We start from the raw sequence: 19,074 nt of genomic DNA, 5'->3' as shown, positions 1-19,074 counted from the left end.
AGCGCGGACGGCCGGTACGGACGGCCCTGCGACCACGGCGTGCGAGGAGACATCGATGACGGCATTCATCCTGGTGGCGGGCGCCCACACCGGCAGCTGGATATGGCAGACGGTAGCCGATCGGCTGCGGGAGTCGGGGGCACGGGCGTATGCGGTGACGCTCACCGGCATGGGTGACCGCGGCCATGCGGCGGGAGCTGACACGGACCTGGAGACGCACATCCACGATCTGCTGCGGGTGATCGACCGGACGGACGCGGCAGAGGTGGTGTTGGTCGGTCACTGTTACGGCATCTACCCGGTGCTCGGCGCCGCCGACCGGCGCCCGGAACGGATCGCCCGGATCGTCCACCTGGATGCCGGCCTGCCTCAGGACGGCGATCAGGCCCTCACCCTGGTGCCCGACCATGCGGTCCGCGACCGGCTGCTGCACCGCGCCGGGCCGGCCGATGACGACTGGCGGATTCCCCCGCCGCCGCTTGAGGAGTGGCAGCGCTGGGGCAGCGTCGCCGGCCTCTCGCCCGCCGTGCTGGCTCGGCTGGCGACACGCGCCGTACCGCAGCCGGTGGGCACGCTCACCCAGCCGCTCCGCCTGTCGAAAGCGGTCTCCGAGGTGCCGAAGACCGGCGTCCTGTGCACCGCCAACGGTTCGAGCATCGCCATGGTCGAGGCCCTGGTGGGACTGGGGGACCCGCGCTTCCAGGTGCTCACCGACCCCCGGGTGAGCTTCTTCGAACTCGACACCGGGCACTGGCCGATGCTCTCCCGCCCCGACGAGGTGGCCGAGACACTGATGCGGGCCGCCGCGGGAGAAGGGCACCGGGTGACCGCGAAGGTGAACGAACAGCCGGCTCACCTTCGCCCCTTCCTGATGGAGGTACCGGAGCGGCCTCGCGAGCGGGTCGGACGGGTCGAACTCCACCTCCCCGACGACCTCGCTGAAGCCGACCACCCGCGGCCGGCCGTGGTGTTCGTGCACGGTGGCCCGGTCCACCCCGATGTGCGGCCGACTCCGCGAGACTGGCCGGGCTTCGTCGGCTACGGCCAGTACGTGGCGGGTTTGGGGGCCGTCGGCGTGACGCTCGACCATCGACTGCACGATCTAGCCGACTACGGTCGGGCCGCCGAGGACATAGCCGAAGCGGTCGACCTCGTACGGGCCGATCCGCGCGTCGACGGGGATCGCGTGGGGCTGTGGTGCTTCTCCAGTGGCGGGCTGTTGTCGGCGGACTGGCTCGCGGCGCCTCCGCCGTGGTTGCGGTGCGTGGCGGCGAACTATCCCATACTCGCGCCACTGCCGAACTGGGGGCTTGTCGATTCCCGGTTCCGCCCGGCGGACGCGGTGCGTACCGCGGGACGGTTGCCGATCGTCCTGACCCGGGTGGAGCTGGAGCGCGCGGAGATCGCGGTCACGGTCGAGGAATTCCTGGCCGCCGCCGAGCAATGCGACGCCGATGTCGAGGTGATCGACGTTCCGCTCGGCCACCACGGTTTCGAGACCATCGACCACACCGAGCAGGCGCGCCATGCCTTGGAGCGAGCGGTGCGATCCGTCCTGGAGCACCTGCGGCGCTGAGACATCCCTCGACGAGCCGACCGAGGCACTGCCGGGGCCACCTGGGTCCGCCCTTGCCGGGGTGCCCCTCCATGACCTCACCGTGGAGCACGAAACACGGATGGTGCCGACCGAGAGTCGGCCGGGCGAGGGCTCGCTGCGGCCCGGTCTGCTCGTCCTCAGCGGCGCCGCCTGCCGCCCCGTCTGCCGTTCTCTCGGTGGCCGCGCTGCTGAACAAGGCCGACGTGGGCCTTGCGCTCCCGGGGCACACGCTCGGCGAGGGCCTGAAGGTCCGCGAGGCCCTCCCGGTCCGGGTGACCGGAGGCCAGAGCCGCCCGGAGGGCCTCTTCGGCCTCGCGACCTTGTTGGCGTAGTACTTCCCTCACCCCGTCGGCGCCGGTCGCCTCACAGAGCTGCAACAGGCTCTCAGCGACCATGAGCAGGCTTTCCGGCTCCGTGAGGTCCTCGGGGGTGAGAATCTCCCGGCGTGCCAGGAGGCTCAGCGCGGTGGGAGCCAGCCAGGAATCCGAACGCAGGCTTCGCAGCAGGAGCTCCCCGTCGTCGAGCGATGAGACGAGGACGTCCAGCATGGCCTCGGCCCGGGTACGGAACGGCATGGTCCGCACCGCGTGGACGAGCTGCTCCAGCGCCGCGGACCGGTCGCCGTGGACGGCGATCCACGCGGCGAGCTCCGCCCGGGCGGACTCTGGGTCGTAGTGATCGGCGAGGACGCCCAGCAAACCGGCCGGCGAGGCCTGGGCAAGCTCGCCGATCAGGGGGGCATCCCGGCCTTCGGCCAGCAGCCGACGGCGCACGGAGTCCGTTCCGAGGTCAGTGAGACGGATCAACTCGACCGGGCCCGAGCTCAGTTCGGACGTCAGTTTCCGGACCCGCTGGGTGTCCTCGTCATCCAGCTGAGCGTCCCTCGACAGGGCGTCACCCGACAGGGTCTCGTCCGGCAGGGCGTCGTTCAGCAGCCCGGCAAGTCCGGTCGGCGTCCCTGGCAGTATGCCGGACGGCGTCTCGAGGTCGTCATCGCCCTCGGTCGGTATTCCGGCCCACCCCTCGAGGCCGTTCTCGCTCGTCGCCAGACCCGCAAACACGGGGTCGGCCATCCCCTGGTGGCACTCGATCGCCCCCAGGTCCTCCAAAACACCCAGCACGGTGCGTAGATCGTCATCGGCCTGTTCGAACCCGATGGAGTCCGTCGCGAAGACCTCGAGCGGGCAACTCGAGCGGTGGGCGAGGTGGACGCTGTCCCGCAGCCCGGGCCAGGGCATGGGGTACGGCAGGCTGTAGAGGGTTGCCAGTACGTCGGGCAGGACGACGTCGCACAGGGCGTACTCGACGAACAGCACGGATTCTCCGTACCTGCCGCCGCGCCCGCGCCTCACTGGGCTGGGCAGCTCGCGGAACGCGTCGAACGCGCGCCGCCACAGTGCAAGCGGGTCGTTCAGTACAGGCTCAGCCTCGGCCACCGCGTACAGCCTCCCCTTGGCGACTCGTATCAGCCTGGCTGTCTTCGCCCACTCCACAAGGAGGTCGAGGCGCGGCAGGTCCGCGGACGAGCGGACCGAGTCCGTGTCATCTCCGGTGTTCAGCCGCTCTACGAGGTCCCGGGCATCCGACAGACGCAGCCTGCCGGAACCGGTGAGCGTTCTGCGGTCGCTCCCGGCCCACTCGGCCAGCTCGCGCAGCTGCCGCAGGACCGGTGACCGGCCGGCCTGCTCCCGCAGGACATCGTCGCCCGGGAGCGCGACCGGGAGCTGAGGCTCGGACCGTACCGGCCCGGAACTCCGCGTGTGCCGCTCGACGATGGTCTGAAGCACCTCCGGGTCGTAGGGCACCTCGCCGCCCCGTGCCCGCCCCACGAAGTCCTGCAACGCCTGCTCGTCGTGGACGTCGACGCCCTGCTCCGCGGCGGTGGTGATCCAGAACTTCGCCAGGCCCCAGAGGCTGCGGTCGGCCATCGCCTCCGCGTAGCGGGGCGCCGCCGCGTCGACGGCCTCCAGCACCTCGGGCAGGGACGCCCCTCGGGGATCGGCAAGATGGACGTCGTCCAGATACCGCAGCAGGCACCGCAAAGTGCCTGGCGCATCGGCGGGCTCCTCGTCGGGAAGTACGGTCACCGTCCGCGGAACCCAGTCCAGCAGGAACTCCTCGATGCGCGGCCGGTCCCACAGTCCCAGCCTGCCGTCCGGCGTACCGAGATGGCGGTAGTCCAGCGCGGCTTCGACGACGAACGGATCGGCGTCGATCCCCTTCTCCCGGGCCCACTGTTCGAACCGGTGGACAAGAAGACCACACACCGCCTGGTACTCGTTCTCCTCCGCGGGATTGAAGATCATCCGCATGGTTTCCCGCTCTTGTCTTTCGCAGGGCTCTGTCTCGTTGCCACGCTACCGGCCGCGACGAACAAGCCGGTCCCAGAACCGACAGGACGCCGAGAAGAGGTACGGCCACGCTGCCGCGGGTGCTCACCGCACACGCGCACCGGCTCTCCTTGCCGTCCCCCGTGGCGCACCGCACCTGATGCGTCGCGGTGCGAGCGGAACAACCGTCGAAGGCAGGGTGGGCGGCACCCTGGAGGAAGAGAAGGTGTGAAGGCGGGCGAGGAGGCGTGATGCGGACCAGCGACGAGATCTATCACCGGGTCCGCTGGGACCCGCGGTTCGACCCGGGCCGGTTCGTGCTGGGGATCAGCCAGCGCGGGGATGCCCTCAAACGCATCCCGCTGTCTTCCTTCGTGCCCGGGGGCGACATCCCGTGGCACCGGGTGGTGTTCATCGAGGCGGACGGCGAGGTGGTCTGGGACCGGGCCACGGGTGTGGACCGCGTCGACGCGTCGGGCGCCGGCCGGGTGCGGGACCCGCAAGCGGACCTGACTTTCGGCACGAGCTCCGACAGGCTCGAGCCCGCCGGCGTCCTCGACGTGTCCCCGACGGCCCGCACTGCGGTGGCCTGGATCCCGCCCGCGGAGCTGTGGCCGCCGATCCAGGACATCCGCCGGGACTACGATCCGCAGATCCACCGCTGGCCGCCGCACGTCAATGTGCTCTTCGGCTTCGTGCCGGAGTCCGACTTCGAGCGGGCGGCCCCGCTGCTCGCCGCGGCGACGGCCGAGACGCCGGTCTTCACCGCCCGACTGGACGGGGTGCGCACCTTCCGGCACAGGGCGTACTTCACCGTGTGGCTCGACCCGACGGCGGCCGGCAAGGCGCCGTGGGCGGACCTGCACCGCGTGCTGCGGCAGCGGTTCCCGCGTTGTCGTGGGCCCTCCGAGAACTTCACCCCACATCTGTCCCTGGGCCGGACCCGGGATCCGCGGCGCGTCACCGCCGACTGCGTCACCCGGTTCGACGCCATGACGGCGACAGTCTGGGACCTCGTCCTGCTCTCACGCAGGGGCGACGGGCCGATGCGGCCACGGGCCACGGTCGCCCTGCGTACGGGAGAGGTCCGCCGGCTGCCCGAGCCCGGCCCCGAGGCGTCGGGCCCGGAGGACACGGCCTGGCTCTCCGAGATCACCGACAGGTGAGGCACATAGCCAGGTGAGACAAAGTCTCGACGCCGGCCAAACGCTGGCTCGGTCAGGCATGCGCGTCCTGTACGCCGAGAACGGCCGTGAAGGCGTGGAGGCAGCCGCCTCCCCGGGATCGGCGGCGGTGTCCACCCGGACGGGCGTGGGGGGCACGGGCAGGTCGGCGACGGCACGCTCGGTCCGCAGGGACAGCGGCCGGCCCTCGTGGGCTGGCCTCGACGACCAGCACGCGGCGCCCTGCGGGTGGCGCGCCATGGGTGTCCGCGGCGAGGCCGGCTTCGCCGTGGCGTCCCAGGCTGCCGGGTGCGGTGCCGCGGCGCGCGGCTCGGCGCCGGGCCCTGCCGCGCAGGGGCTGCGGCGGCTGCCGGTGGGGCCGCCGTGTCCTGGACGGCGGGTGCACGGTCGGCAGGTACAGGGTGAAACAGCTGCCCTCGTCTTGGGTGCTCCGGGCGTGGATGGAGCCACCGAGCAGGTAGGCGATCTCGCGGCAGATGGACAGGCCCAGGCCGTTCCTCCGGCTCGCGGCTGGTGGTGCCATAGGCCTGCTGAAAGGCACCGAAGATGTTCTCCAGGTGCTGGTCCGAGATGCCGATGCCGGTGTCGCTGACCCGGAAGGCCGGGGCGGGGCTGCCGCGGCGGACGAAGTCGGGCAGGTCGGCGGCGGCCCTGTCGACGGGTTCGATCCGCAGCTCGACATGCCTGCCTCGGTGAACTTCACCGCGTTGGAGAGCAGGTTCGGAGTACCTGGCGCAGCCGGGACTCGTCGGTGACCGGTTCGGACGGGGCCCCAGGGGCCGTGACGACCCGGAACTCCGGTCCTTTGTGGGAGCTCAGGGGGCGGAAGGCGGACTCCAGGTAGTCCAGCAGCTGACGCAGCCGGAAGCGCTCGGGGCTGATATCCATCTTCCCCGCCTCGACCTCGGACAGGCCGAGGATGTCAAGTGCTTCGGCAGTTCGCCCACGGCATCGACGCCGCGGGCCAGCGCGTACACAGGGCCTTCCTCGCCTCCGGGCGGGTCCTCGGGGAAGGCGTCGACATCACCGGCGAGCGCGGAGTGGAGGCCATCTGCTTCGCCGACACCCGCGGCTCCCAGGTCGAGATCGTGCAGAACATCGGCCGGGCGCTCCGCCTGAACCGGGCGCCCGTCATGACCGGCTCCGGGCGGCGAGAGCGGATCGACTACGCACCGTCCGTCAGTCGAGCAGGGCCTCGGCGACGAGCTCGACGGCGCGTGGCCTTCACCACAATTTGCTCATTTAAGGACGGATGAACCCATATAAAGAGTTTTATAACTAGCTGCACTCCCTCGGCATCCAGCTCCAGGGATTCAACGACCAGTGACACGGGAGAAGCGCTTGATCACGGCACGTAAAGGACGCACCCGGCTGGTGGCTGCGGTCGGTGTACTCGGCGGTGTGCTCTCGCTCACGGCCCTCGGCGGTACCAGCAACGCTGCGACCAGCGGTAACAACGCCGGGAATCACCCGAAACCGCAGGCGTGGGCGGATCGGGCGGCCACCCAGGAGGCTTCCGACGCCCGAATAAGGATCACGCCCAAGGAAGGCGCCTACGACGTCGGGATCAACGACTCCGTCAAGGTCACCGTCAGCAACGGCAGGCTCACCAACGTGACCATGATCGCCGTCGCGACCGGTGCCGAGGTTCCGGGCACCCTGTCCGCCGACGGCACGTCCTGGAAGCCGAACAGCCACCTGGAGCGGTCCACCAAGTATCAGGTCGCCGCGGAGGCCAAGGACGCCAAGGGCCGCTCCGCCACCGGGAACGCCACGATCACCACGGTCTCCCCGGCGAACGACTTCATCGGGCACCTCTCCCCCGAGGACGGCTCGACCGTCGGCGTGGGCATGCCGGTGACCGTCAACTTCGACAAGGCGATCAGCAACAAGGCCGCCATGGAGTCGAAGATCCAGGTCAGCTCCAGCAGCGGCCAGCAGGTCGTCGGCCACTGGTTCAACGACGACCGCCTGGACTTCCGTCCCAACCACTACTGGAAGCCCGGCTCCACCGTCACCGTCACGCTCAATCTCCACGGCATCCAGAAGACGGTCACGTTCAAGATCGGCCGGAGCCAGATCAGCACGGTCGACGCCAAGACGAAGCAGATGACCGTCGTACGGGACGGCAAGACGATCAAGACCATCCCGATCTCGTCCGGCAGCACCGAGCACCCTACGTACAACGGTCAGATGGTCATCTCCGAGAAGTTCAGGCAGATCCACATGAACGGTGCGACCGTCGGCCTCACGGAGAAGGGCGGCAAGCCCTCCTACGACATCGAGGCCGTACCGCACGCCATGCGCCTGACCGCCTCGGGCACCTTCATCCACGGCAACTACTGGGGTGCCGACGCGGTCTTCGGCAAGGTCAACACCAGCCACGGGTGCGTGGGCCTGAAGGACGTCAAGGGCGGCGGCGATGGCAGGCAGCCCGCCGCGTGGTTCTTCGACAACTCGATGATCGGTGACGTCGTGATCGTCAAGAACTCCGAAGACAAGACCATGTTGGCCCCCGACAACGGCCTCAGCGACTGGAACATGCCGTGGAGCGCGTGGGTCGCGGGCAGCGCGACCGGCTGACGCCACGTCACTCCCCAAGCATCTGAACCTGAATCGCTTCCGTCAGGCGGCGGGCGACACGGTGTCGCCCGCCGCCTGCGGCGTCAGGACGCTCGAGCAGCCTTGCCGCGTGCGGGACCGCCGTTGCGTCACGTCGCCCAACAGACGACCGCCGTCGGCGGACCGGGGGCTGTTCGACACCAGTACTGTGCGCCCATCGCCCGCCAGTCCCGCTTGCTACTGGGCCGGAAGAAGCTGAACGCGAACAGCGCGAACAGCACGGTGTTCACGATCACCCGAGGCCACAGGTCATACGCGGCGCCGTCCATCATGCGACTTCCTCCACGGCGCATCCTGCGGTCCGTCCGACAGGCGGCGAGGGCGTTCCCGGCTGCCCCCTTCAGGATCGCGGCGGGGGCGGCGAAGACCCGGCCGACATGGCGAACCGGCCCCGTCCGCTGGGATACAGCAGACGTTTCCACCGTCGTCTCCCACAACCTCCCCCACCGCAAGCGGGCTTGTTCCCGTCACCTCAGTAACACTGGCGGCGTGATGCCTTCCAGGCTGCTGTCCGGACAGGTGCGGAAACCCGTGTCGAGTCAGTCGCAGAGGAAGAAGGCGCGGTGGCCGTGCCGGGATCGCCGACAGGGACAAGGCTGTGGAGGCGTCGATTTCACGCAGATTCTCCCGGGTGAAATGTCTCGAAGGGTGCGCAACGCATCTGCGGCACAAACGCAATCCGGCCCTACGCTCAGGCCGCAATGGGCAGGCAGGCGACGCCGATCGGTCCAGCGGTTCCAAGACTCCGTAATTCCCTTACCTGGGCGGCGATTTTGAATTTTTCCGCCACTGTTCCCACCGTCGCGCCTCTTCCTGCGAAATACGGTCCGGTCACTCTCCGCTTTTCACTGGCCTGCAGCGCTTCTCGTGTCATTCAGAGGCGGCGAGTCTTCAGGCGCGAGGTCCACGCGATTTCGGGTGCTGGATGGGCGACGGTCCGTACGGCAGTGGCGTAGTCCCAGTGTCCGAATGGGCGTGGTGCCGACGGAGGCGTCCTGGGTGTCGGCGGCCGACGGCGGCCAGAGCGATGGAACTGCACAGTTCTGTGCGATATGTAACAAAAGGGACAATCATCCCGGGCTCTTGACTTGAACAGGGATGGAGTTGAAGCTACGAACCGTCATTTAAACCGGTTCAAGTCCCCGGCTGTCTCTTCGCCACCGCTGGCGCTGAGACCTGGAGCACACCTGTTCCCGGTCCTTGGGACGGCGCCGTCCAGGCGCGGCCCGAGGTATCGGGGCGGCGGAGGCGAAGCCGGCAGAAGTCGTAAGTGTCCCGAGCGGCAGAAACTGGAGTTCGCACATGGCCCGTCGTCCCACGATCGCGGATGTGGCGCAGTTGGCCGGGGTGTCTCGCGCGACGGTTTCCTTCGTCCTCAACAATCGCCCTGGTGTGGCGCTCGCCACTCGGCAGCGCGTGCGCTCGGCGGCCGAGGAACTGGGGTGGACCCCGAGCCGCAGCGCGCGGGCACTGTCCACGGGCCGAGCACGTGCTGTTGGCCTCGTCCTCACCCGCGAACCCGAACTGATCGGCACCGATCCCTTCTACCCGGCGTTCATGGCGGGCATCGAGGCGGTGATCTCCGAGACCGGCGACGGTCTGATGCTGCAGATGAGCCGCCCCGGCGACGAAGTGGAGACCTACCGCAGGCTCGCGGCCGACCAGAGGGTCGACGGTGTCTTCCTCACCGACCTCCGCCAGGACGATCCGCGGCCGGCACTGGTGACAGAGCTCGGCCTGCCCGCAGTCGCTGTCGGCGCGGTCGAAGCGGACACCGACCTGCCGACGGTGAACCTGGACGACCGTCCCGCCGTCCGCAGCGCCGTGCGCCATCTGATCGAACTGGGACATCGCGACATCGCCCATGTAGCCGGTCCCGAGGACTTCGTGCACGCACGGCGCCGCCGCCAGGCATGGGCGGACGCGCTCGCCGAGGCGGGCCTGCCCTCCGGGACGTCACTGCCCGGAGGGTTCACCGCCGAGGGAGGGGCCCAGGCGACCCGGGCGCTGCTGGCCCGCAGTAGTCCCCACCGCCATCGTGTACGCCAACGACTTGTCGGCCACGGCCGGTATGGCGGTCGCCCAGGAAGCGGGCCTGCGGCTGCCCGAGGACCTCTCGGTGGTCGGCTTCGACGATGTCCCCTTGGCGTCCTGGACCAGCCCTCCGCTGACGACCTGCCGTGCCAACCCGGCCTCCTGGGGCCGGGCCGCCGCCCAGGCGCTGGTGGAGATCATCGAGCAAGGCACCACAGCTGACGTCGAACTGGCCCCGGCCACGCTGGTGATACGCGGCTCGACCGGCCCCGCCCCCGTGCGCGGGGGTCGATGACCGCCGGTGACGGCGGTCCCCACACCCTCTTTCCCCTCCTCCAGGAAGGCGGCCGGCGACAGCTCAGCGACGTCGTACCCGCCGCCTGATTCACCCAGTAAGGAACGGAACCTCCAATGAAGAAGGCTCTCCTCGTCATGCTGCCGGTGGCCGCCCTGACGCTGTCCGCGTGCGGCAGCGGCGGTGGATCGGACTCCGGTGGCGCCAGCAACGACGCCCGTGGTCCCATCACGGTCTGGTACTCCAACAACGCGCAGGAAGTCGCGTGGGGCAAGAGCATGGTGGCGACCTGGAACGCCACCCACCCCAAGGAGAAGGTGACCGCGCAGGAGATTCCCGCCGGAAAGAGCTCCGAGGAGGTCATCGGCGCGGCGATCACCGCCGGTAACGCGCCGTGTCTGGTCCTCAACACCGCTCCGGCGGCCGTGCCCGGCTTCCAGAAGCAGGGTGGCCTGGTCGCGCTGGACGACTTCCCCGACGGAAAGCAGTACCTGCAGTCCCGTGTCGGCGACCGGCTCAGCCAGTACGCGTCCCCGGACGGGAAGTACTACCAGATGCCGTGGAAGAGCAACCCGGTGATGATCTTCTACAACAAGGAACTCTTCAAGAAGGCCGGGCTGGACGCGGAGCACCCCAAGCTGGCGAGCTACCAGGACTTCCTGAACACCTCGCGCAAGCTGGTCAAGAGCGGGGTGGCCAAGGCTGCCATCTGGCCCGCGCCGACGTCCGAGTTCTACCAGTCCTGGTTCGACTTCTACCCGCTGTTCGCCGCGCAGACAGGCAAGCAGCTCGTCGAGGACGGCAAGGCCCAGTTCGCCTCGCCCGAGGGCATCAAGGCCGCCGAACTGTGGAAGACCATGTACGACGAGGGCCTGGCTCCCAAGGAGAGTTTCAACGGCGACTCCTTCGCCGAGGGCAAGGCCGCGATGTCCACCGTCGGTCCCTGGGCGGTCTCCGTCTACGGCGACAAGGTCAAGTGGGGCGCCGTGCCGGTGCCGACCGCCGACGGTACGGCCGGCAAGGGCACCTTCAGCGACGAGAAGTCCATCGGCATGTACACCTCCTGCAAGAACCGGGCGACCGCCTGGGACGTCATGAAGTTCGCCACCGGCAAGGAGCAGGACGGCAAGCTCCTGGAGGCGACCGGCCAGATGCCGATGCGTACGGACCTGACGTCCGCCTACCCGTCCTACTTCGCGTCCCACAAGGACTACGAGGCCTTCGCGCAGCAGGCCGAGCACACCATCGAAGCGCCGAACGTGCCGAACTCGGTCGAGATCTGGCAGACCTTCCGCGACGCCTACACCAAGGCCGTCATCTTCGGCAAGGGCGACCTCCCCGCCACCTTGAAGGGCGCCGCCGGCAAGGTCGACAAGCTGGCCGAGGGCCAGTGATCCGCGGCCATGTCCTCTACGCACTCTGACACCCACGGCCCCGCGCGCGGCAAGCGCGGGGCCGGGAGGAGCACAACGGCTCGGAGACAGCTCTGGCAGCTGCGGCTCGGCGGACACCAGCCCGTCGGCATGCTCTTCGTCTCGCCGTACCTGCTCTACCTGGCCGCGATCTTCGTGTATCCGCTCGGCTTCGCCGTGTGGATGTCCTTCCACCAGTACTTCTTCACCGCCCCCGGTGTAAAGGTCGACCGGCCCTTCGTGGGTCTGGACAACTACACCGCGGTCCTTACCGACCCCGACGTGTGGCGGTCCTTCCTCAACATCGCCGTCTTCCTCGTCATCAACGTGCCGCTGACGGTGGTCGCCTCGTTGGTTCTTGCCAGCGCGCTCAACCAGAAACTGCGGTACCGCTCCTTCTTCCGGACGGCCTACTACATCCCCTACGTCACGGCCAGCGTCGCGGTCGTGGGCGTGTGGATCTTCCTGTTCAACTCCAACGGCCTGGTGAACCAGGCCCTCGGACCGCTCGCACCGGACCCCTCGTGGCTGGTGAACTCCCATCTGGCAATGCCGACCGTCGCGGTCTTCGTCGCCTGGAAGCAGCTGGGCTTCTTCGTGGTGCTGTATCTCTCGGCACTGCAGAACGTGCCTCAGGAGCTGTACGAGTCGGCGGCCATCGACGGAGCGGGGAAGTTCCGCATGTTCCGGTCGATCACGATTCCCGCGGTGCGACCCGCCACGCTCCTGGTCCTGATCCTGGCCACCGTCACGGGAGCCAACCTGTTCACCGAGCCCTACCTGCTCACCAGCGGCGGCGGCCCCGACGGCGCGACGACCTCGCCCGTGCTGCTGATGTACCAGCGAGGTCTGCAGCAGGGGCACCCCGATCAGGCCGCCGCCATCGGCGTGATCCTCGTCGTGCTGATCACCGCCGTATCACTCGTCTACCGCCGCTTCTTGGAGAGGGACTGAGATGAACGCCAACGTCACAGCCTCGTCCGGGCCGAAGCGCCGGCGCACGGCTCACGCCACGGGACCGGCGTCGAGGTCGATCTGGTCGAAGGTCGCGCTGCTCATCGGGGCGTTCGCTTTCCTCTTCCCCTTCTACTACATGATCGTCGGCTCCCTGCAGAAAGAGCCCGACTCCAGCCCGGCCGGCGCGTTTCCGGATCCGGGGAATTTGAGCCTTCACAACTACGCCGCGATCAACTCGGCGATCTCGTTGGGGCGTTCGCTCATCAATTCGGGGATCTTCACCGGTGGTGTCATCATCTGCACCACGGTCTTCGGACTCCTCGCCGGATACGCGCTGGCGCGTCTGCAGTTCCGGGGCCGGAGCTCCACCTTCGCCCTGGTCCTGCTGGTCCAGGTCGTCCCGTTCCAACTGCTGATGATCCCGCTGTATGTGCTGATCGTCCGCAACTACGGTCTGGCCGACTCCTACCTGGGCATGATCCTGCCGTTCGCGATCAACACCAGCGCCGTATTCATCTTCCGGCAGTTCTTCCTGCAACTGCCGCCGGCCATGTTCGAGGCGGCCCGCATGGACGGGGCCTCGGAGCTGCAGATCCTGTTCCGCATCGCGGTGCCGCTGTGCAGGCCCGCCCTCGTCTCGGTGGTGCTGCTCAGCTTCACCGGGCCCTGGAACGAGTTCCTCTGGCCGTTCCTGGTCACCAAGCGGCAGGACATGCAACCGCTGGCCGTCTCCCTGGCCAACTACATCAGCACCGTCTCCTCGGCCGCCGCCAACCCGTTCGGCGCCATCCTCGCCGGGGCGTGTGTGCTGGCAGCACCCGCGGTGGCGCTCTACATCGCCTTCCAGCACCGCTTCACCTCCACCGACATCGATTCCGCCACGAAGGGCTGAACCCCCGTGAACCACAGCACCACCACCCCCATCCCCTACCGCCTCACCCGGGTCGGCGTCGTCATGTCCCCGCTTCCCGGCGAGGCCAACGAGGTCGAGGGTGTACTCAACCCCGCCTCCGGCCGCACCCCCGACGGGAGGCTCCACCTGCTTCCTCGCCTGGTCGCGGAGGGCAACGTCTCCCGCGTCGGGCTCGCCGAGGTGACGGTCGAGAACGGCGTGCCCACCGGCGTCGAACGCCGCGGCGTGGTCCTCGCCCCCGACGCGGGCTGGGAGCGCGGCAAGAACAACGCCGGCGTGGAAGACCCCCGCACCACCTGGATCGAAGACCTGGGCCGGCACGTGATGTCCTACGTGGCCTACGGCCCGCTCGGCCCCAAGCCGGCCCTCGCCGTCTCCGAGGACCTGGTGAACTGGGAGCGTCTCGGCCCGATCCAGTTCGAGTACCAGCCCGACCTGGACACCGACCTCAACCTCTTCCCCAACAAGGACGTCGTGCACTTCCCCGAGCCCGTGCCGGGCCCGGACGGCGAGATGTACTTCGCCATGCTGCACCGCCCGATGTGGGACCTGGGTTGGTTCCGCCCCGGCGAGGGCGTGCACCTGCCCGCCGGCGTGATCGACGAGCGCCCCGGCATCTGGATCTCCTACGTCCCCGTCGACGAGGTCAAGCAGGACCTCCGCGCCCTGACCCGGCCACGCCAGCACCGCCTGGTCGCGCTGTCCGAGCACCCTTGGGAGGAGCTCAAGATCGGCGCCGGCCCGGCCCCGATCCGCGTCGAAGAGGGCTGGCTGCTCATCCACCACGGTGTCTCCGGCACCATCGAGGAGCCCTTCGCCCAGGTACAGACGGTCCACTACGCGGCCGGCGCGATGATCCTCGACCCCGCCGACCCTGCCAAGGTCCTCGCCCGAACCGCCGAGCCGCTCATGGCCCCGGAGACCGACGAGGAGCGCTCCGGCACCGTGCCGAACGTCGTCTTCCCGACCGCCATCGAGGAGGTCGACGGCGTGCGCTACGTCTTCTACGGCATGGCCGACGCACACATCGGCGTGGCCCGCCTGGACCGCGCCGAATGATCGCCACACCCGACGGGGAGTTCGGGCTGGCGCTGATCGGCTGCGGCGGCTTCGGCGCCTACGTGCTGGACTCGGTGCGCGACGTCCCCGGACTGCGGGTCGTCGTGTGCGCCGACCCCGACCGCGCCCGCGCCCGCGCCCTGGCCGAACGGCACGACGCGGCGGTCTGCACGACCGTCGAGGAGGCGGTGACGCTCCCGGGTGTCGACGTGGTGCTCCTGGCCACCCCGCCGGTCGCCCACGCGGATGCCGCCGTGACCGCGCTGCGCGCGGGCAAGCACGTCTTCTGCGAGAAGCCGATCGCCGTCACCCTCGAGGCCGCCGCGCGCGTCGCGGAGGAGGCGGACCGTGCGCCCGGCGTGTTCGTCGTCGACCATGTGCTGCGCTACAACCCGATCCTGCGGCTGCTCCAGCGGCTCGGCGGGGAAGGGCTGCTGGACCCGCTGCGGCGGTTCGCCTTCGAGAACGACGCCTCCGACGAGGACCTGGGCCCGGACCACTGGTTCTGGGACCCGGCGCGCAGCGGCGGCATCCACATCGAGCACGGCGTGCACTTCTTCGACGCGGCGAGCGCCCTGATGGGCAGCGACCCGGTCGAGGTCCAGGGCACCGCGGTGCGGCGACCCGGCGGCCCCGTGGACATCGTGGTGGCCACCGCCACCCATCCCGGCGGTGCCGTGGCGACCCACACCCACTCCTTCACCCACGCCCACCGCGCCGAGCGGCAGTTGATGCGCCTGGACTACGGCTTCGCCGAAGCCCGCGTCACCGGCTGGATCCCCACCGGCGCGACCCTCACCGCGTGGACCGACGAGGCGGGCGCCCCCCGTTGGGAGCGGCTGCCCGAACGGGCCGGCGAGCTCCTCGCGGTCCCCGGGGCGCGCCCGCACGGGCAGGAGCGGATCACGGTGTCGGTGACCCGTGGTGCCGGCTCGGACCGTCCGGCCTCCGGCCGCGGGGTCAGGCGCGTCGTCCCGCACCGGGTCGACTGCGTGATCGATCTGGGCGGCGAGGCGCGCAAGCAGTACGTCTACGCCGAGAGCGTGCGGGCGGCCATGTCCGACCTGCTGCACTGTGCGGCGCACGGCGGCACCCCGGTGGCCGACGCCTCCGCCGGGCTCGCCGCCGTTGCGGTGGCGCAGGCGGCGACCCGGTCGGCGGAGAGTGGTCGCACGCTGCCCGTCACCCTCCCATCCCCCTCGGCCAAAGGAGCATCGGGATGACCATGTCCGGAACTCCGGACGACGTCAGCAGCGTCCCGGGCCCAGCCGCCGCCGGGCACGGGACGGGCGGTTCCGGCGGACCGGACAGCGCCGTCCCGTGGTGGCGGGAGACCGTCTGCTACGAGATCTACCCCCGCTCCTTCGCCGACAGCAACGGGGACGGCGTCGGGGACCTGCCCGGTGCCACGGCGCGGCTGGAGCATCTGCAGGAACTGGGCGTCGACGCAGTGTGGATCACCCCGTTCTACCCCTCGCCGCTGGCCGACGGCGGCTACGACATCACCGACCACACCGCAGTGGCGCCCGACCTCGGAACCCAGGCCGACTTCGACGCCCTGGTGCAGCGGGCCCACGCCCTGGGCGTCAAGATCCTGGTGGACCTGGTCCCCAACCACACCTCCGATCAGCACCCCTGGTTCCGCGAGGCGGTCGCCGCCAGGCCCGGCTCACGGGCAAGGGAGCGCTACATCTTCCGGCCGGGCCGCGGCGAGAACGGCGAACTGCCCCCCAACGACTGGCAGTCCGCGTTCGGCGGCCCTGCCTGGACCAGGGTGCAGGAGTCGGACGGCAGCCCCGGCGAGTGGTACCTGCACTTGCACGCGCCGCAGCAGCCGGACCTGAACTGGCGCGACCACGAGGTCGTCGCCGACTTCGAGCGGATTCTGAAGCACTGGCTGGACCGCGGCGTCGACGGCTTCCGCATCGATGTCGCCCACACCCTGTTCAAAGCGCAAGGCCTGCCCGACGCCGGCGCGGGCCAGCACCAGGACATCCACCGCAACCACCTGATGCCCTACTACGACCAGGAGGAACTGCACCCCCTGTTCCGCGATTGGCGTGTGCTGCTGGACAGCCACCCCGCGCCTGCCGGCGCGGTGCCCCCGGGCGAACGGGTGATGGTGGCCGAGGCCGGCATCTTCGACCGCGAGCGGCTGGCCCGCTACGTCAGCCCCGGCGAGATGCAGCAGACCTTCAACTTCGCTTTCCTGGAGTCCTGTTGGGACGGGAGGGCGATGCGGGAGGTGGTCGAGCAGTCCGTAGCCGGCATGGAGGCAGTGGGAGCCCCGGTCACCTGGGTGCTCTCCAGTCATGACGCGGTCCGGCCAGTCACCCGCTACGGCGGCGGCCAGGTCGGTGAGCGCCGGGCCCGGGCCGCGGCGCTGCTGATGCTCGCGCTGCCCGGCGCGGCCTACGTCTACCAGGGCGAGGAACTCGGCCTTCCGCAGGTCGAACTCGCCGACGACCGGCTGCGTGACCCTCTGTGGGAGCGCTCCGGACACCAGGAGCGCGGCCGGGACGGATGCCGGGTGCCACTGCCCTGGGAGGGCGACGCCGCCCCGTACGGCTTCAGCACCGCCGCCCCCGAAGACTGCTGGTTCCCCCAGCCCGCGGACTGGGCGGGATTGTCCGCCATGGCGCAAGAGAGCGACGGGGACTCCATGCTGACGCTGTACCGCAGGGCGCTGCGACTGCGACGCGGCCACCCGGCCTCGGACGGGGCGCTGAAGCTGGACGGTCCCGACAGCGGCGAATGGTTCGGCTTCGAACGCGGGTCGGGCCTGCGGTGCGTGGTCAACTTCGGCGCGCGGCCGCTACCTCTGGACCACGACGCCGACGTCCTGCTGTCCAGCGCACCGCTCGATGGCCGCAGCATCCCGCAGGACACGGCCGTATGGATGACCCACACGGAGTACGACAGTGAGTGACAGGCCCAGAGTTGACCTCTCCGGCCTGGTGAAGGCCTACGACATCCGTGGCATTGTTCCCGATCAGCTCGACGAGGGCCTCGCCCGGCTGTTCGGCACCGCCTTCGTCGAGACGACCAGCGCGGACGCGATCGTGACCGGGCACGACATGCGCCCGAGTTCCCCGGGGCTGGCACGCGCCTTCGCGGAGGCCGCGGCCGGGTGCCGCGCCGACGTGAACAGATGCCCAGGACGCAGGCGCGATACAGCCACGAACCACCGACCTGCACGTATGCGATGTTGCCGCACCACTTCTCATCCAACTGGGCGGCGAAAAAACGCGTGGGATGAGGTCCGGAACGGGCGGTGCCAGCCGACCGGGCACCGTGGTGCCCTTGCGACGCCACAGGTAGGGGCCCTTGAGCCGGTTAACGCACATCAGGCACTCGACGCGCTTGCGGTTGACCGTGTGCCCAAAGCCGCGCGTATTCGGCAAGAGCAGGGTCTGCGACGTGGCTGGTGCCGTCGGTTGCCGGGTGCGGCTGCCGCGCAGTCGGGCGTTCAAGTGGTGCGCGGCGCGGGACTTGCGCTGGAGGAACGGACGATCAGCGTCGGCATCAGCAGTTTGCCGCCGGATCCTAGAGCGGTGCCCGGGCCCCCTTCCGCGGCCGGAGCGAGGCCGAGCAGGGTGGCCATGATCTGCTGCCCGATCTCCGCCATGGGCTGGCGGATGCTGCTGAGTTCCAGAGCGGCGGCGGTGGGAGAGTCGTCGAAGCCGACGACGGCGAGATCCCGGCCCACCTCCACCCCCCATTGCTGGGCCGCTCGCATGACCCCGACAGCGAGGGTGTCGGAAGCGGTGACGATCGCGGTGGGCGGGTCGGACCGCTCCAGCAGCGCGAAGGCCATCTGCATGCCGGCGGGAACGGTGTCCTGCCCGCACAGAACCAGTGCGTGACAGTCGGAAGGCAGCCCCTGGCGGTCGATCGCCGCATGCCAGCCGCGCGCCCGCTGTCCGCCCACGTTCTCCTCGGGCTTCAACCCCACGTACCCGATGCGCCGGTGGCCGCGGCGCACGAGGTGGTCGACCGCGGCGGCGATGCCGAAGAAGTTGTCGACATCGACCCAGGCGTACTCCTCGCTGCCCTGCGCCGTCCGCCCGAAGGCGACGAAAGGGACGCCCAGGTCGATCAAGGCGCGCGGCCGCGGGTCCTGCGCCTCGACGCCGTAGAGTACGAAGGCCTCCACTCCCGCGCCCCGGTGCAGCCGCTGGCACACCTCGATCTCAGCGGCGTCGTCGTCGGCGGGGAACAGCAGCAGATGGCGGTCCGCGGCGCGGCCGGCCTCGGACAGAGAATGCAGCAGACGGTCGTGAAACGGGTCCAGCGCGTCGGCCGTCGGCGGCTCGATGCGGTAGCCGACCATCCGTGAGGTGTTGGCCCGCAGGGCCTGCGCCAGCCGGTTGGGCTGATAGCCGAGTCGGGCGATGAACAGCTCGACGCGTTCCCGGGTTTCGGGACGTACCCGCTCTGGCGCGTTGATGACGTTGGAGACGGTCTGCCGGGACACACCGGCCGCCCTGGCGACGTCCACAAGTGTCGGGGCCGTGGCTTTGGTTGGCGGCCGGGCCTGCTCTGCCACGCTTCCTCGCTCTCCTCTCGTGCGCTGGTGCCTTCCCAGCCGGCAGCAAGCCTAGTGAGCTCGGCATCAATTGGGTAACATGCATTTTGCACGTTCAAATATACAGAGAGGATGCGCTGCCG

At 69.6% G+C, this 19,074-nt stretch carries 14 protein-coding genes and 3 pseudogenes; 12 read left to right on the top strand and 5 right to left on the bottom strand.

The genetic code is table 11. The features are described 5' to 3' along the window. Positions 1-55: 55 nt before the first annotated feature. Positions 56-1,576, top strand: a complete 1,521-nt coding sequence (locus AAFF41_RS38895) for an alpha/beta hydrolase (protein WP_343325466.1) — start codon at positions 56-58, stop codon at positions 1,574-1,576. Between the two features lie 158 nt (positions 1,577-1,734). Here AAFF41_RS38895 and AAFF41_RS38890 read toward each other — a convergent pair whose 3' ends face one another. Next, positions 1,735-3,903, bottom strand: a complete 2,169-nt coding sequence (locus AAFF41_RS38890; RefSeq protein WP_343325465.1) for a hypothetical protein — start codon at positions 3,901-3,903, stop codon at positions 1,735-1,737. Positions 3,904-4,178: 275 nt separating this feature from the next. Between AAFF41_RS38890 and AAFF41_RS38885 the strand changes: the two genes are divergently transcribed. Beyond that, positions 4,179-5,093: an RNA repair domain-containing protein gene (locus AAFF41_RS38885; RefSeq protein ID WP_319753211.1), complete on the top strand. Its 915-nt coding sequence runs from the start codon at positions 4,179-4,181 to the stop codon at positions 5,091-5,093. A gap of 52 nt (positions 5,094-5,145) precedes the next feature. Here AAFF41_RS38885 and AAFF41_RS51830 read toward each other — a convergent pair whose 3' ends face one another. Next, entirely contained in the window at positions 5,146-5,634 is a 489-nt protein-coding gene (locus AAFF41_RS51830) for an ATP-binding protein (RefSeq protein WP_425526198.1), read from the bottom strand. 176 nt (positions 5,635-5,810) lie between these two features. Continuing rightward, a complete protein-coding gene (locus tag AAFF41_RS51825) occupies positions 5,811-5,999 on the bottom strand; it encodes a hypothetical protein (RefSeq protein ID WP_388410410.1) in 189 nt (62 codons plus the stop codon). Positions 6,000-6,034: 35 nt separating this feature from the next. Between AAFF41_RS51825 and AAFF41_RS38875 the strand changes: the two are divergent. Both AAFF41_RS38875 and AAFF41_RS38870 read left to right on the top strand, forming a co-directional pair. Further along, positions 6,035-6,235 (top strand): annotated as a pseudogene (locus AAFF41_RS38875) (hypothetical protein); the annotation flags it as partial. A gap of 220 nt (positions 6,236-6,455) precedes the next feature. Then, entirely contained in the window at positions 6,456-7,694 is a 1,239-nt protein-coding gene (locus AAFF41_RS38870; protein WP_425526263.1) for a L,D-transpeptidase, read from the top strand. A 128-nt stretch (positions 7,695-7,822) separates the two neighbouring features. On the opposite strand, the gene AAFF41_RS38865 is transcribed toward AAFF41_RS38870, so the two are convergent. After that, positions 7,823-8,005, bottom strand: a complete 183-nt coding sequence (locus AAFF41_RS38865) for a hypothetical protein (RefSeq protein ID WP_343325463.1) — start codon at positions 8,003-8,005, stop codon at positions 7,823-7,825. 1,030 nt (positions 8,006-9,035) lie between these two features. Here AAFF41_RS38865 and AAFF41_RS52180 point away from each other — a divergent pair. The 8 genes and pseudogenes from AAFF41_RS52180 to manB all read left to right on the top strand — a co-directional run. Next, positions 9,036-10,062: pseudogene (locus AAFF41_RS52180) on the top strand (LacI family DNA-binding transcriptional regulator). Positions 10,063-10,178: 116 nt separating this feature from the next. After that, positions 10,179-11,456: an extracellular solute-binding protein gene (locus AAFF41_RS38855; protein ID WP_319753214.1), complete on the top strand. Its 1,278-nt coding sequence runs from the start codon at positions 10,179-10,181 to the stop codon at positions 11,454-11,456. 9 nt (positions 11,457-11,465) lie between these two features. After that, the gene (locus tag AAFF41_RS38850; RefSeq protein WP_319753215.1) at positions 11,466-12,428 is read left to right on the top strand and encodes a carbohydrate ABC transporter permease; all 963 of its coding nucleotides are present in this window, start codon (positions 11,466-11,468) and stop codon (positions 12,426-12,428) included. Between the two features lies 1 nt (position 12,429). Further along, positions 12,430-13,323 carry a carbohydrate ABC transporter permease gene (locus AAFF41_RS38845; protein WP_319753216.1) on the top strand — a complete coding sequence of 298 codons (894 nt, stop codon included), beginning with the start codon at positions 12,430-12,432 and terminating at the stop codon, positions 13,321-13,323. A gap of 63 nt (positions 13,324-13,386) precedes the next feature. Next, entirely contained in the window at positions 13,387-14,403 is a 1,017-nt protein-coding gene (locus tag AAFF41_RS38840; RefSeq protein WP_319753237.1) for a glycoside hydrolase family 130 protein, read from the top strand. Continuing rightward, positions 14,400-15,626, top strand: coding sequence for a Gfo/Idh/MocA family protein (locus AAFF41_RS38835; RefSeq protein ID WP_319753217.1), 1,227 nt, complete (start codon positions 14,400-14,402; stop codon positions 15,624-15,626). The genes AAFF41_RS38840 and AAFF41_RS38835 overlap by 4 nt, the downstream gene beginning before the upstream one ends. Positions 15,627-15,628: 2 nt before the next feature. After that, positions 15,629-17,332, top strand: coding sequence for a glycoside hydrolase family 13 protein (locus AAFF41_RS38830; RefSeq protein ID WP_415926026.1), 1,704 nt, complete (start codon positions 15,629-15,631; stop codon positions 17,330-17,332). Next, positions 17,325-17,498, top strand: a pseudogene (gene manB / locus AAFF41_RS51815) (phosphomannomutase/phosphoglucomutase); the annotation flags it as partial. The gene AAFF41_RS38830 and the pseudogene manB, both read left to right, overlap by 8 nt. A 374-nt stretch (positions 17,499-17,872) precedes the next feature. Here manB and AAFF41_RS38820 read toward each other — a convergent pair. Beyond that, the gene (locus tag AAFF41_RS38820) at positions 17,873-18,952 is read right to left on the bottom strand and encodes a LacI family DNA-binding transcriptional regulator (protein WP_343325461.1); all 1,080 of its coding nucleotides are present in this window, start codon (positions 18,950-18,952) and stop codon (positions 17,873-17,875) included. Positions 18,953-19,074 lie beyond the last annotated feature (122 nt).

This window comes from Streptomyces mirabilis, from assembly GCF_039503195.1.
Classification (GTDB): Bacteria; Actinomycetota; Actinomycetes; order Streptomycetales; family Streptomycetaceae; genus Streptomyces; species Streptomyces mirabilis_D.
This window is presented reverse-complemented; position numbering and strand designations above follow the sequence as displayed.

Excerpts from the sequence above, each read along its gene's own strand:
- AAFF41_RS38830 (WP_415926026.1), top strand. The coding sequence starts at position 15,629 with ATGTCCGGAACTCCGGACGACGTCAGCAGCGTCCCGGGCCCAGCCGCC.
- AAFF41_RS38835 (WP_319753217.1), top strand. The coding sequence starts at position 14,400 with ATGATCGCCACACCCGACGGGGAGTTCGGGCTGGCGCTGATCGGCTGC.
- AAFF41_RS51825 (WP_388410410.1), bottom strand. The coding sequence starts at position 5,999 with ATGGATATCAGCCCCGAGCGCTTCCGGCTGCGTCAGCTGCTGGACTAC.
- AAFF41_RS51830 (WP_425526198.1), bottom strand. The coding sequence starts at position 5,634 with ATGGCACCACCAGCCGCGAGCCGGAGGAACGGCCTGGGCCTGTCCATC.
- AAFF41_RS38850 (WP_319753215.1), top strand. The coding sequence starts at position 11,466 with ATGTCCTCTACGCACTCTGACACCCACGGCCCCGCGCGCGGCAAGCGC.
- AAFF41_RS38885 (WP_319753211.1), top strand. The coding sequence starts at position 4,179 with ATGCGGACCAGCGACGAGATCTATCACCGGGTCCGCTGGGACCCGCGG.
- AAFF41_RS38840 (WP_319753237.1), top strand. The coding sequence starts at position 13,387 with ATGTCCCCGCTTCCCGGCGAGGCCAACGAGGTCGAGGGTGTACTCAAC.
- AAFF41_RS38865 (WP_343325463.1), bottom strand. The coding sequence starts at position 8,005 with ATGATGGACGGCGCCGCGTATGACCTGTGGCCTCGGGTGATCGTGAAC.
- AAFF41_RS38855 (WP_319753214.1), top strand. The coding sequence starts at position 10,179 with ATGAAGAAGGCTCTCCTCGTCATGCTGCCGGTGGCCGCCCTGACGCTG.
- AAFF41_RS38895 (WP_343325466.1), top strand. The coding sequence starts at position 56 with ATGACGGCATTCATCCTGGTGGCGGGCGCCCACACCGGCAGCTGGATA.
- AAFF41_RS38890 (WP_343325465.1), bottom strand. The coding sequence starts at position 3,903 with ATGATCTTCAATCCCGCGGAGGAGAACGAGTACCAGGCGGTGTGTGGT.
- AAFF41_RS38845 (WP_319753216.1), top strand. The coding sequence starts at position 12,430 with ATGAACGCCAACGTCACAGCCTCGTCCGGGCCGAAGCGCCGGCGCACG.